This window comes from Salegentibacter lacus (assembly GCF_020164555.1).
GTDB lineage: Bacteria > Bacteroidota > Bacteroidia > Flavobacteriales > Flavobacteriaceae > Salegentibacter > Salegentibacter lacus.
Genome location: NZ_JAIQZB010000037.1, coordinates 1 through 11,764, shown reverse-complemented (window position 1 = coordinate 11,764; position 11,764 = coordinate 1). Strand labels below are relative to the sequence as shown.

At 38.0% G+C, this 11,764-nt stretch carries 15 protein-coding genes; 3 read left to right on the top strand and 12 right to left on the bottom strand.

Translation table 11 applies throughout. The annotated features are described in order from the left end of the window. Positions 1–183 precede the first annotated feature (183 nt). Both LB465_RS17735 and LB465_RS17730 read left to right on the top strand, forming a co-directional pair. Entirely contained in the window at positions 184–1,026 is an 843-nt protein-coding gene (locus LB465_RS17735) for an aldo/keto reductase (RefSeq protein WP_224471256.1), read from the top strand. Positions 1,027–1,245: 219 nt separating this feature from the next. Beyond that, positions 1,246–2,694 carry an MltF family protein gene (locus LB465_RS17730; protein ID WP_224471255.1) on the top strand — a complete coding sequence of 483 codons (1,449 nt, stop codon included), beginning with the start codon at positions 1,246–1,248 and terminating at the stop codon, positions 2,692–2,694. Positions 2,695–2,764: 70 nt separating this feature from the next. On the opposite strand, the gene LB465_RS17725 is transcribed toward LB465_RS17730, so the two are convergent. The 11 genes from LB465_RS17725 to LB465_RS17675 form a co-directional block, all read right to left on the bottom strand. After that, entirely contained in the window at positions 2,765–3,625 is an 861-nt protein-coding gene (locus LB465_RS17725; RefSeq protein WP_224471254.1) for an aminotransferase class IV, read from the bottom strand. 196 nt (positions 3,626–3,821) lie between these two features. After that, the gene (locus LB465_RS17720) at positions 3,822–4,103 is read right to left on the bottom strand and encodes a hypothetical protein (RefSeq protein ID WP_224471253.1); all 282 of its coding nucleotides are present in this window, start codon (positions 4,101–4,103) and stop codon (positions 3,822–3,824) included. Then, a complete protein-coding gene (locus LB465_RS17715) occupies positions 4,104–5,717 on the bottom strand; it encodes an amidase family protein (RefSeq protein ID WP_224471252.1) in 1,614 nt (537 codons plus the stop codon). Between the two features lie 47 nt (positions 5,718–5,764). Next, a complete protein-coding gene (ftsY, locus tag LB465_RS17710) occupies positions 5,765–6,718 on the bottom strand; it encodes a signal recognition particle-docking protein FtsY (RefSeq protein WP_224471251.1) in 954 nt (317 codons plus the stop codon). A gap of 138 nt (positions 6,719–6,856) precedes the next feature. Beyond that, positions 6,857–7,009 carry a DUF4295 domain-containing protein gene (locus tag LB465_RS17705; RefSeq protein ID WP_224471250.1) on the bottom strand — a complete coding sequence of 51 codons (153 nt, stop codon included), beginning with the start codon at positions 7,007–7,009 and terminating at the stop codon, positions 6,857–6,859. Positions 7,010–7,016: 7 nt separating this feature from the next. Next, positions 7,017–7,199 (bottom strand): 50S ribosomal protein L33, encoded by a 183-nt coding sequence (rpmG, locus tag LB465_RS17700; RefSeq protein WP_224471249.1) that lies wholly within the window; start codon positions 7,197–7,199, stop codon positions 7,017–7,019. A 25-nt stretch (positions 7,200–7,224) separates the two neighbouring features. Next, entirely contained in the window at positions 7,225–7,464 is a 240-nt protein-coding gene (rpmB, locus tag LB465_RS17695) for a 50S ribosomal protein L28 (RefSeq protein WP_057480126.1), read from the bottom strand. Positions 7,465–7,741: 277 nt separating this feature from the next. After that, on the bottom strand, positions 7,742–9,004 hold the full coding sequence (locus tag LB465_RS17690; RefSeq protein WP_224471248.1) for a competence/damage-inducible protein A: 1,263 nt from the start codon (positions 9,002–9,004) through the stop codon (positions 7,742–7,744). Continuing rightward, positions 9,001–9,342 carry an Hpt domain-containing protein gene (locus LB465_RS17685; RefSeq protein WP_224471247.1) on the bottom strand — a complete coding sequence of 114 codons (342 nt, stop codon included), beginning with the start codon at positions 9,340–9,342 and terminating at the stop codon, positions 9,001–9,003. Before LB465_RS17685 ends, LB465_RS17690 begins: the two co-directional genes overlap by 4 nt. A 4-nt stretch (positions 9,343–9,346) precedes the next feature. Further along, entirely contained in the window at positions 9,347–9,961 is a 615-nt protein-coding gene (locus LB465_RS17680; protein WP_224471246.1) for a fumarylacetoacetate hydrolase family protein, read from the bottom strand. Positions 9,962–9,979: 18 nt separating this feature from the next. Further along, positions 9,980–10,756, bottom strand: coding sequence for a 3'-5' exonuclease (locus tag LB465_RS17675; RefSeq protein ID WP_224471245.1), 777 nt, complete (start codon positions 10,754–10,756; stop codon positions 9,980–9,982). 133 nt (positions 10,757–10,889) lie between these two features. Between LB465_RS17675 and LB465_RS17670 the strand changes: the two genes are divergently transcribed. Continuing rightward, entirely contained in the window at positions 10,890–11,309 is a 420-nt protein-coding gene (locus tag LB465_RS17670; protein WP_224471244.1) for a BLUF domain-containing protein, read from the top strand. Positions 11,310–11,483: 174 nt separating this feature from the next. On the opposite strand, the gene LB465_RS17665 is transcribed toward LB465_RS17670, so the two are convergent. Further along, positions 11,484–11,764, bottom strand: a 281-nt coding sequence (locus tag LB465_RS17665) for a transposase (RefSeq protein WP_224471243.1), incomplete at its 5' end; no start/stop codon positions are given.

Here is an 11,764-nt window from a genome sequence, read left to right as displayed (position 1 = left end):
TTACAAGCCCTGTCAATGAGGGTACTACTTTTTTTTCATAACTTTCAATATTATAATTAGAGATACTTAAAGGTAGTGAATAGTGATTTAGCGATCTCTTGAAGCTACCTTTAGGTTTAGTTCAACAAGGGCTTATAAGAAATACATTTAAGAATTTAAAGAAAGAATTATGAAGAAAGAATTATGAAGAAATTAAACTTAAATGATGGACAAAAAATACCAATAGTAGGCTTCGGCACCTACAAAGCTACAGATCAGGAGGGAATTGAAGCAGTCTCCACTGCTATTTCCAGTGGCTATTCGCTAATAGATACGGCAGCCATTTATGGAAATGAAGAGGCTGTTGGAAAAGGAATAAAAGCTAGCGGAGTTGCAAGAGAAGACCTTTTTGTAACTACTAAATTATGGCGTGAGAGTTTAGGTTATGAATCAACCAAAAAAGAATTTGAGAAATCCCTAAAAAGACTTGATCTAGACTACATTGATCTCTATTTGATCCACTGGCCTGCCAATGCTAAAAATTATGCCAACTGGCAAAAAACCAATGCTGATACCTGGCGAGCAATGGAAGAATTACAAGCTGAAGGTAAAATAAAATCTATAGGAGTAAGCAATTTTTTTGAGGAACATTTAGAGGCTTTATTTGAAACTGCCAATGTTATTCCTGCTGTTAATCAAATAGAATTTCATCCCGGATATTGGCAACAGGAATTAGTTTCCTACTGTAAAAAACAAAATATAACATTGGAGGCATGGTCTCCTTTGGCAAGGGGTAAAGTATTTGAAAATGAAGTTTTGAAAGCAATCGCTAAAAATCATAATAAATCGGTTTCGCAGATTTGTTTGCGATGGATTATACAGCATAAGGTAATTGTAATACCAAAATCTACAAACCCAAAAAGAATTCAGGAAAATATAGCGCTGTTCGATTTTGAACTGACACCAGTAGAAATGGAAAAAATTAATAAGCTTCCTCAAATGGGCTTTAGTGGAGAATTGCCTGACATCTGGCCAGACCGGGTTTAAGAAACAATTGGCTTAAACTAACGGAAGCCAAAGTATAAACAAACTAAGCGCTTAAAATCAAAAACAATTATTTTTCCCCGTAAAAGATTTAAAAAGAGCCTATTAAGGGTTTAACTACTGGTCTTTAAAGAAAGTATTTCAGCTATAGAACTATATCAAATATTTATTTATTTAACAAAAATTTGAATAGTTAGTATGTTTCTTTGTATTTTCAAGGTCATGAATTTAAAAAAGAGCGCTTTTTTCATTGTTGTTTTAATAGTTTTATCAGGCTGTTCTAAGGGAGATAGAGATTCCGCTGAAGGAGTAGCCAAACAGGAGGCTAAACCTTATCACACTTTTAAAGACTTAGAAGCCATAAAAGAAGATGGCGTTTTACATGCAATAACCATATACAATTCCACGAGCTATTTTTTGTATAAAGGAATGCCAATGGGCTTTGAGTATGAATTACTATCCCGCCTGGCCGAAAACTTAGGCTTAAAGCTAAAGATCACCATAGCTGAAGACATCGATGACCTATTTGATATGCTAAACAATGGCAAAGGTGATATAATTGCCTATGGTTTAACCGTAACCGAGCCCAGAAAAAAACTCGTAAGTTTCACAGAAAACCATTACGTAACTCACCAGGCTTTAGTACAGCGAATGCCCGATAACTGGCGCTCACTACCCGGCTACAAAATTGATAAACAGTTAATTTCAAATACGCTAGAATTAATAAACGATACCGTGTGGGTGAGAGAAAATTCATCTTATGCTGAAAGAATTAAAAACTTAGAGAATGAGATTGGTGCAGACATCCCAATAGAACATATTAACGGAAATGTCACTACAGATGAAATAATTAAAATGGTGGTGGATGGTGACATTAAAAGAACAGTTGCAGATTACAACATTGCGTCTATCAACAAAACCTACTATCCTATCCTAAATATTGATACCAGGGTTTCGTTTTCTCAACGTATAGCCTGGGCGGTAAGACAGAATTCCCCCAACTTACTTAAGGCGATAAACAAATGGATAGAAAAAGAGAAAAAGTCAGACGATTACTATGTGATCTATAATAAGTATTTTAAAAATTCCAGGTCTAACAGGAGGAGGATTAGAAGTGATTTTAACAGTAAAAACAGTAATAAGATTAGTGAATACGACGATATTATTAAAGAAAATGCTTCTGAAATAGGCTGGGATTGGCGTTTCCTTTCTTCTCAAGTGTACCAGGAATCCAGGTTTGAGCCTAATGCAGAGTCCTGGGCGGGTGCATCCGGACTAATACAATTAATGCCAGAAACGGCAAAAGAAGTCGGCGTTAGGAACACTCACAATCCAGAAGAAAATCTAAGAGGAGGCGTAAAGTATTTAGACAGGATGCGAGATAATTTTGAAGCCGTAGAAGACTCCATCCAAAAAGTAAAATTCACGCTAGCTGCTTTTAACTGTGGAGCAGGCCATGTATATGACGCTATGCGCCTGGCAGAGAAAAATGGCAAAAATCCCAATATATGGGACGAAAATGTAGAAGAATATATACTTAAATTAAAAGACAAGAAATACTACCTGGATGATGTGGTTAGACACGGTTTTGTTCGCGGAAGAGAACCATACAATTATGTAAGAGATATATTTTTACGCTACGAGCACTACAAAAAGTTTATTGAAGAATAAATCCTGTCTTAAAACTGGTGATAAATCATTCTGTCTTCTTCAAAAAAATGCCTGCTAAGTTTAGCAAACACTAGCTTCTAGTGCGTTCTATAAAAACCTTTTGTAATTTCCTTGTAATGCTGTCTTTTCTGGCGGTATAAACTTTTTTATTCTTGTGGGTAATGGAGCTTACAGGAATTATTTGCGTGGTGGTACCGGTGACAAAAATTTCGTCTACCTCTACCAGTTCATCTATATGCACGGCTTTCTCAACCACTTTTATGTTTAAGTCGGCGCAGATATTAACAATTTCTGCACGAGTAACGCCAGAGAGAATCTTATGGCCTTCGGGATGGGTATGTACCACACCGTATTTTACGAAAAACAAGCTGGAATGCGAACCTTCGGTAAAATAACCTTTGCGTACCAGGAGGTTTTCGGCAAACCCGGCAGCAATAGCTTCTTCGTTGGCCATGACATTCGCCAAAAGTGCTGTCGACTTAATATCGCAGCGATGCCAGCGTTTATCTTCGGTCGCGATTACTTCCCAGGTTTTCTTTTCAAAACCTTCTAAGGTCACGGGAAAGGCATACAGCAAAACGGTAGTTTCAATCTTTTCGGGAACAAAATGGCTTCGGGCAGCAACTCCCCTACTCACCTGGATATAAACTGCCGCATCATCTTCATTTAAGATAGCACGGTCTAAGGCTTCGTACATCAACTCTTCCAGTGCGAAAGCATCAAATGAGACCTGAATCTCGTCCAGGCAATACTGCAGGCGCTTCAGGTGTTCTTTTAGTTTAAAGGCTTTTCCTTTATAAAATGGGGTTACTTCATAAATTCCGTCACCAAACATAAACGCCCGATCAAAAACCGAAACAAAAGCCTCATCGGGTTTTAGCCATTTTCCGTTTAAATAAACTTCCGAAGGGTACTTTTTTTCAGGTTTCATAGTAATAAATTTGTATATCCGTAAAAAGTCATAGTTTAAAATTTGGACGCCATCCTGAACTTGTTTCAGAGCCTAGCCCGATTTTTGTTTGGGGTTCTAAGTTGAATGTATCGTACTGCTCATGCTAGATCCTGAAATAAATTGAGCATGACGATTTATTCATGATTTTAATCTTATGAGTGAAAACGGACATCCATTAACTAAAATACTGGTGCAATTGCTGCACCCACTGCATTTCGTAATAACGAACAATGCTTATTACAATTACCCCGGCGCCAACATAAACCCAGGAAAAAGTATCGCGTTTAAGCATAATCCCGCCTATTACCGTAAAGATCACAAACGGTATCGCCATAATAAGGTTTGGCATCGGCCAGGCGTCTTGAAATAAAACGGCAATGATCTTCATCGCGCCATAAAAAATGCTATAAAAGAAAATAATCTTGCATATGAGCGCTTTCAAATTCCGTTGCTTCATTTACTCGTAATTTTTTGGGGATTGTCGGCGGTTAGAAGCTTGTTCGTAAGCATAAGCCCATTGATAAAGTTTATCTTCTTCAGAGGATTTTGCGAAAAAAGTGAGACCTTTTGGTGCGCCTTCATCATCATAACCCATAGGCACGGTAATCGCCGGGTAATGAGCTACTGCAGCAAAACCTGCGTGGTAATTATTGATGGATAAAATTCCGTCTAAATTATGCTCCTGCATGGGTGCATCAAAATAGGCTTTGCCCTTTTCGCTCAAGTCGCTTTTTAATGAAGCTAAATAGGTGGAATCTGCAGTTTCCTGTAGAATTCCTTCAAAAAGAGCCTGGCCGTAAGGCATTCTGGGGATAGAATCTTCCATATTGAATTTCACGATATCATCTACGGAAGTAAATCCGGTTTCGCCACCATAATTTTCAAAATATTCCGGCAGGTCATTTTTCATATCCAGGCTTAACAAACGCAGAAAGTCTTCCAACTGAATGTCTTCGGCTTCAAATTCTACGATTTCGGCTCCGGCATTTTTAAGATCGTTAACGGCACGCTTGTAAAGGGAATCTTCTTCCATTAATTGCTTAAACGCGCCAAAGCGTTTTCCTTCCAGGCTTGTATTTTCAAAATTGAACTCGGTGTTTTCTACTTCAACAGATAAAGCATCTTCTGGATCCAAACCGGTCATTGCCGAATATAAAATTGCGTTGTCTACAACCGATTTTGTGATAGGACCGGGCGTATCTAAATAACTCGAAATAGGAACAATCCCGCCCCGACTTAAATTCCCAATCGTTGGTTTTAAGCCCACCACCGAGTTCTGGCTGGAAGGTGAGAGAATAGAACCCGAAGTTTCTGAACCAATTGCTACCGGCGCAAGATTAGCTGCCACGGCAACCGCGCTTCCGGAACTGGAACCACCGGTGTCAAAAATTTTCCTTCCGTAAGGGTTTAAGGTTTGTCCGCCAATCGCCGAATAACCGCTGGGGCATTCGCCGCAAAAAAAATAGGCCCATTCACTAAGATTGGCTTTCCCCAATATTAGCGCGCCATTTTCTTTTAATTGCTGAACGATAAACGCATCATCAGTTTGATTATCTTCTAAAGCAATAGCACCGGCGGTAGTGGCCATATTCTGCGTGTTGATATTATCCTTCAGCAAAACAGGAATTCCGGTGATTAAATGATTTTCTTCAGAATCTTTAAGTTCTTCATCCTTCTGCCGGGCTTCTTCCAGTAAATTAGGATTTAAAGAAATAACCGAATTTAGAGAAAGTTCATTTTCACGATCAAATTCTTTAATGCGATAGAGATAAAACAACGAAAGTTCCTCGTAAGTAAGCTCTCCATTTTTTATGGCTTCCTGGATCTCAGGAATATTCTTATCGAAAATAAGCGGTTTTACAGCTTCGTATTTTTCTTCAGAAAATTCGGCTAAATCGCTTTCAAAAGGAGCCCATATAGAATCCAGGGATATATTTTCAGAATCTAAAACTTTAAACTTTTCTTCCGTTTTAAGAGAATCAGGGATTGCAGTATCTTCTTCTTTAGAATTTTTATTATTTCCGCAAGAAAATAAAGCGGGCAGTAACAGAAGCAGTAAAAGTCTTTTCATCTATTTATAAATTTTAACCAACTTATTTGTTTCCGGCATTTTGCTGTTTATTGTTTAAAGAAAGAATCTACAAATTCGTATTTATTGAACACCTGTAAATCTTCTACACCCTCACCTACTCCAATATATTTTACAGGAATTTTAAACTGATCGCTAATGCCAATCACCACACCGCCTTTTGCGGTACCGTCCAGTTTTGTAACGGCAAGGGAAGTTACTTCTGTAGCCGCAGTAAACTGTTTAGCCTGCTCAAAAGCATTCTGGCCGGTAGAACCATCTAAAACCAATAAAACCTCGTGAGGAGCACCAGGGATCACCTTTTGCATCACGCGCTTAACTTTGGTAAGCTCATTCATTAAATTCACTTTGTTATGCAATCTTCCTGCTGTATCGATTAGCACCACATCGGCATCTTGTTTTACGGCACTTTGTACAGTATCAAAAGCAACGGAAGCAGGATCGCTACCCATACTTTGTTTTATAATAGGCACATCGGTTCTATCTGCCCAAATTTGCAACTGGTCTATGGCTGCAGCCCTAAAGGTATCGGCCGCACCTAAAACCACCTTTTTGCCGGCACTTTTAAACTGGTGCGCAAGTTTCCCTATAGTTGTGGTTTTACCCACACCATTTACGCCAACGACCATAATTACATAAGGTTTTACATCTGGCAACTGGATATTTGCCGCTTCGTCGGTTTCAGATTCAGAAAGAAGGCCGGCAATTTCTTCGCGAAGAATCTTGTTAAGCTCATCGGTACCCAGGTATTTATCCCGAGCCACACGTTCTTCAATGCGGTTAATGATCTTAATAGTGGTAGCAACACCAACATCGCTACTTACCAAGACGTTTTCAAGATCGTCTAAAACCTCTTCATCTACTTTAGTTTTTCCGGCAACCGCCTTACTCATTTTTGACATAAAGCTGGTAGTGGATTTCTCCAGCCCTTTATCCAGGTTTTCCTTTTTGTCTTTTGAAAATATCTTTTTAAATAAACTCATTTTTTTGGAAGGTTTAAAATCAACAAATTCCGGAAATGCTTTCCCGAAATTTTCAGTTGTAAATATACATAAAAACAAAAAGCCGTCCAGAGGTTATCCAGACGGCTTTGTAAATGTTTTCAAGGAAGTTTGCTCGAATTACTTTTTCTTCAAAAAGTCGTTCACATCTTCCGGAGCCATAATTTGTTCAACAAAAGTATAGGCACCAGACTTTGGAGATTTAACCATTTTAATTGCCTTGGTTAATCTTTTAGTCCCTGTTTGTATCGTTCCTACTGATTTCTTAGCCATAACTTAATTATTTTATCTCTTTATGAACCGTCATTTTCTTAAGGATTGGATTAAATTTCTTTAGCTCCAATCTATCCGGTGTATTCTTTTTATTCTTAGTACTAATGTATCTTGAAGTTCCCGGTTGTCCGGTAGCTTTATGCTCTGTACACTCTAGTATAACCTGTACCCTGTTTCCTCTCTTTGCCATTGTAATATGTTTTTATGCTTTAGGATTATTTCTTCAAAAATCCTTTTTCTCTTGCTTCTTTAATTACAGCAGAGATGCCTTTTTTATTAATATCTTTAAGTGCAGATGTAGATACCTTTAAAGTGACCCATTTATCTTCCTCAGGAATAAAAAAGCGTTTCTTTACCAAATTGGCATTAAATCTACGTTTGGTTTTGTTCATAGCGTGAGAAACATTATTCCCAACCATTGCTCTTTTACCAGTAAGTTCACAAACTCTTGACATTGCTCTATTCTTTTCTCGTTATTTCAAAACAGGCTGCAAATTAACGATTTTTTCACCTAACAAACAATATTAATTTAAAAAAATATTCAGGGTTTCTGAAATTTTAAAACCTATTGTATTTTTTAGTTGAAAAGTCAGCGTTTTCGTTCCTTTAGGAAGCTACCGAAGTATTCCCTCGTGCAAATTTAGTCTTTTTTACTGCAATAAAATATTTAAACTTCTGAATTTCAAAAGCTTCAAAAGCAATTTTAAAGATTTTAATCTAAAATATCGGTCATTATGGATAGGTTTCGATGTGACGAAATAACTCTTCTCTAATCATTTCCATGCTTTTATTTACCGCTTTACCAATCACCTTATCACGGTGATTCCCAAAGATGAATTTTTTAGCATAAACCCCATTTGGGGTTGCAATTCCAATAAAAACGGTTCCAATTTCAGCATCGCTATCCCCTTTAGAAGGGCCGGCATTTCCGGTGGTAGAAATCGCATAATCGGTTTTAAAAAGATCCCTGGCATTTTTGGCCATCGCAATAGCTACTTCTTCACTCACCACCGTATGTTCTTCGATTAGCTCTTTATCGATATTTAGAATATCCTCTTTAGAGCTCGTTGCGTAACTTACCACACTTCCCTTATAATAATTGGAAGCTCCCGGAGGGGTGGCAAATAAACTGGCCAGTTTCCCGCCGGTACAACTCTCGGCCGTGGCAATAGTTGCGCCCAGTTTTTTAAGCAATCGGGAAATTTGTATTTCTATTGATTCATCTTCTTCGTAGCCAACAATAATATCGCCAATAATTCCGTGTAAATTGGTAATCAGGCTTTCTACGCTGTTTTTAAGATACTCTTCGTTATCTCCCCGGGCGGTTAGGCGCAAACGTACGCGCCCAAGGTTCGGCAAATAAGCCAGCCTAATGTAAGGTGGCAAACCGTCTTCCCATTCTTCAATTTTATCGGCAATGGCACTTTCTCCCATTCCGTAGGTTAGGACGGTTTTATGCAGAATTACAGGTCTTTTAAAACTTTGCTGAAGCTTTGGAATTATCTCATCCTTAATTAAAGCCTTCATTTCAAAAGGAACTCCCGGAAGCGACACATAGGCTTTGCCTTCGCTCTCAAACCACATTCCAGCTGCAGTACCGTACTTATTCTTTAAAGCCACAGCTTTTGAAGGCAGCATTGCCTGTTTTCGGTTTAAATCTGAAATTGGGGTATCTATATATTTATCAAAAAGGAATTCGATATGCTGAAGTACTTCCTCGTTCAAAACAAGTTTATCTTCAAAAAATTCGCATAAACAATCTTTGGTAATATCGTCTTTGGTGGGACCAAGACCTCCGGTGATAATTATGATGTCGGCACGGTTTTTCGCTTCGTATAAAGCTTCCAGAATATGACTTTTTTCGTCTTCTACCGTAGAAATTTGTTTTACCGAAATACCAATTTTATTCAATTCTTTAGCAATAAAAGCTGAATTGGTATCTATAATCTGACCAATGAGGATTTCATCTCCAATGGTAATTATTTCTGCTTTCATTCCAGTTCAAAATCTCTTTTAAGGGCAATAGAAGCTACATTTACTTTCTTGGTGATCTTAGAGGCTGCATCTGGCACATCGTCCTTCTTCTTTCCAGCTTTGGCCCAAGCTTCAATAACTTTTACCTCGTCCATAAGTTCCAGCCCAAACAATTGCAGATTTGGCTTCATTTTATGGGCATATTGATAAGCGAGATCTGGGTTGTCGTTAGAAATAGCATCGTTCATTGCCTCTACATCTGGCGGAATTTCCTCTAAGAAAGTCTGCACCACCACCTTCATGAAATCTTCGTCGCCGCCTGCCATTTCTTTAACTTCACTTAAATTGTAGTTACTCATAGTGCTATTTTATTTGAATTGAAAAGATTTGTTTGTCTTCTATAAATCCGGTTAATCTATCTTCTGCTGCTATTTTCCCTACGCCGGCCGGCGTTCCCGTAAAAATAATGTCACCGATCTTTAAAGTGAAAAACTGTGAAATATAGGCTATTAATTCATCTATTTTCCACAGCATCAACTCTGTATTGCTTTTTTGAACGGGTTCCCCGTTCTTTTCTAAACTAAAGTTAAGCATATTTATATCGCCTACCGAATCTTTGGGCAACCATTTTTCTCCGATTACCGCGGCGCCGTCAAAGGCTTTCGCCTTTTCCCAGGGCAAACCTTTATCCTTTAATTTTTGCTGCAGGTCTCGCGCCGTGAAATCTATTCCGAGGCCAATTTCGTCATAATATTTATGCGCAAATTTCTCCTGAATATGTTTCCCCACTTTTTTAATTTTCACTAAAACCTCAACTTCATAATGCACCTCTTCAGAAAAATCAGGGATAAAAAAGGGCTGTTTTTTAAGTAAAATGGAAGTATCGGGTTTCAAGAAAATTACCGGATCTTCCGGTTTCTCATTTTGTAATTCAGAAATATGATCGGTATAGTTTCTGCCAATGCAAATTATCTTCATAAGTAGGCCTGGTAAGAATTATTTCAATTTGGTATTTAATTTTCTCAGTTTTATAGCGGTAAGTACCTTTTTGGTATAAAGTGGAAAATCGGCGTTTTGGATCCAACCAAAATAACCGGGTTCGTCTTCCAGTACCTTTTCTACGTTTTTACCCCTATATTTTCCGAATGCAAAAACTTCATTTCCCTTTTTATCATAAGCGATAAATCCGGCGAAATCTGCAAACTTATTCCTGGCGGAATAATCGGCCAGGTATTTCATATCATTCTCCAAATCTTTATAACGATCTAACTGTGATTTTAAAACCTCATAGGTTGCGGTTGTATCAGCTTCAGCACTATGCGCATCTATAAGATCTTTTCCGCAGTAAAACTGGTAAGCTGCCGCTAAAGTTCGTTGTTCCTTTTTATGAAAAATGGTTTGCACATCGACGGCCACGACGTTTTTCATTTCAAAATCTACCCCGGCCCGTAAAAGTTCTTCTACCAATAAAGGAATATCAAAACGGTTAGAGTTATAGCCACCAAGATCGCAGGCTTTAATCATATCGTAAACCTGTGGAGCAAGGTCTTTGAATGTAGGCTCGTTGGCCACTTTTTCATCTGAAATTCCGTGAATTGCCACTACTTCTTTGGGAATGGGCATTTCGGGATTTACCAGCCAGGTTTTGCTTTCCTTGTTCCCGTTAGGAAAAACTTTAAGGATAGCGATTTCTACAATACGATCTTTGGCCACATTTGTTCCCGTGGTTTCAAGGTCAAAAAAACAAATGGGTCTGGTTAAGTTTAATTCCATAAAGGAGCGTGATTTTAGGGGGTAAATATACTATAATTTATGGGCTTTGCTTTTTTACGAACTTGCATTTTCACTTCAATTAAACAAAACCTAATAGTATTTTTTATCTTTGAATATATCAAAAAACACCGGGATGTTTAAATATCTTGCTTATGTAAGCAGGCAAAGCCACGTAATAACCGATAAGGATCTTAAAGAATTACTTAGAAAATCACGAAATAATAATAGCGCGATTGAAGTAACGGGAATGCTGATCTATTTCCACGGAAGTTTTATTCAATATATCGAAGGTAAAGAGGAAAATATTGATCGGTTATACAACAAAATAGCCAAAGATAAACGCCACCAAAGTATAACCGAGCTAGACTCAGGATATAGTAAAAAACGCGCTTTCTCTGATTGGTCTATGGCGTTTAAAAAATTACAAAAAGACGAGGCTTTCGAAATTCTTGGCTATAAAAACCTGGAAACAGAAAAACTTTTTGATGAAGAAAACAAACTGGAAGAGCATCCGGCCTTGAGTCTTTTGGATAATTACGTGAAGAATCTTTGAGATTTAATTGCGGTATTTAAAATAAAGGTTGGTTGAAAAGGCTTGACGGCGTAAAAAGAGGCCGTCTAAAAAGTATTTAGATGGCCTTTTTTATTGATAAAAGTTTTTGTGAGAAGAAGCGCTTCTTCTTTTGTAGATATTCTTAATGATAAAAAAGTCAAGGAAGCCCCCTTCCTATGCTATACTGAATTTTCTTAAGTTGTGGGCCATAGCTATTAATCCTATTTCAGTAGTTACTTTCTGCATTCCCCGAAGCATAAATCGTTTAAAACCCATGTTTTGCTTGATATTCCCAAAGACGGCTTCCACATCCCAGCATCTTCTTTTGCGATGTGCTATTCCCGCTTCACTTAATAGTAGGTTCCTGGCCTTTTCCTTGAGACGGATCAGGTTATGATTGCGCTCGATCATCCTATTTCCCTTCGATTTATGGCAAGCACCGCGAAGCGGGCACC

Excerpts from the sequence above, each read along its gene's own strand:
- LB465_RS17675 (WP_224471245.1), bottom strand. The coding sequence starts at position 10,756 with ATGGAATTAAACTTAACCAGACCCATTTGTTTTTTTGACCTTGAAACC.
- LB465_RS17730 (WP_224471255.1), top strand. The coding sequence starts at position 1,246 with ATGAATTTAAAAAAGAGCGCTTTTTTCATTGTTGTTTTAATAGTTTTA.
- LB465_RS17725 (WP_224471254.1), bottom strand. The coding sequence starts at position 3,625 with ATGAAACCTGAAAAAAAGTACCCTTCGGAAGTTTATTTAAACGGAAAA.
- LB465_RS17680 (WP_224471246.1), bottom strand. The coding sequence starts at position 9,961 with ATGAAGATAATTTGCATTGGCAGAAACTATACCGATCATATTTCTGAA.
- LB465_RS17720 (WP_224471253.1), bottom strand. The coding sequence starts at position 4,103 with ATGAAGCAACGGAATTTGAAAGCGCTCATATGCAAGATTATTTTCTTT.
- rpmG (WP_224471249.1), bottom strand. The coding sequence starts at position 7,199 with ATGGCAAAGAGAGGAAACAGGGTACAGGTTATACTAGAGTGTACAGAG.
- LB465_RS17735 (WP_224471256.1), top strand. The coding sequence starts at position 184 with ATGAAGAAATTAAACTTAAATGATGGACAAAAAATACCAATAGTAGGC.
- LB465_RS17705 (WP_224471250.1), bottom strand. The coding sequence starts at position 7,009 with ATGGCTAAGAAATCAGTAGGAACGATACAAACAGGGACTAAAAGATTA.
- ftsY (WP_224471251.1), bottom strand. The coding sequence starts at position 6,718 with ATGAGTTTATTTAAAAAGATATTTTCAAAAGACAAAAAGGAAAACCTG.
- LB465_RS17690 (WP_224471248.1), bottom strand. The coding sequence starts at position 9,004 with ATGAAAGCAGAAATAATTACCATTGGAGATGAAATCCTCATTGGTCAG.
- rpmB (WP_057480126.1), bottom strand. The coding sequence starts at position 7,464 with ATGTCAAGAGTTTGTGAACTTACTGGTAAAAGAGCAATGGTTGGGAAT.
- LB465_RS17685 (WP_224471247.1), bottom strand. The coding sequence starts at position 9,342 with ATGAGTAACTACAATTTAAGTGAAGTTAAAGAAATGGCAGGCGGCGAC.
- LB465_RS17715 (WP_224471252.1), bottom strand. The coding sequence starts at position 5,717 with ATGAAAAGACTTTTACTGCTTCTGTTACTGCCCGCTTTATTTTCTTGC.
- LB465_RS17670 (WP_224471244.1), top strand. The coding sequence starts at position 10,890 with ATGTTTAAATATCTTGCTTATGTAAGCAGGCAAAGCCACGTAATAACC.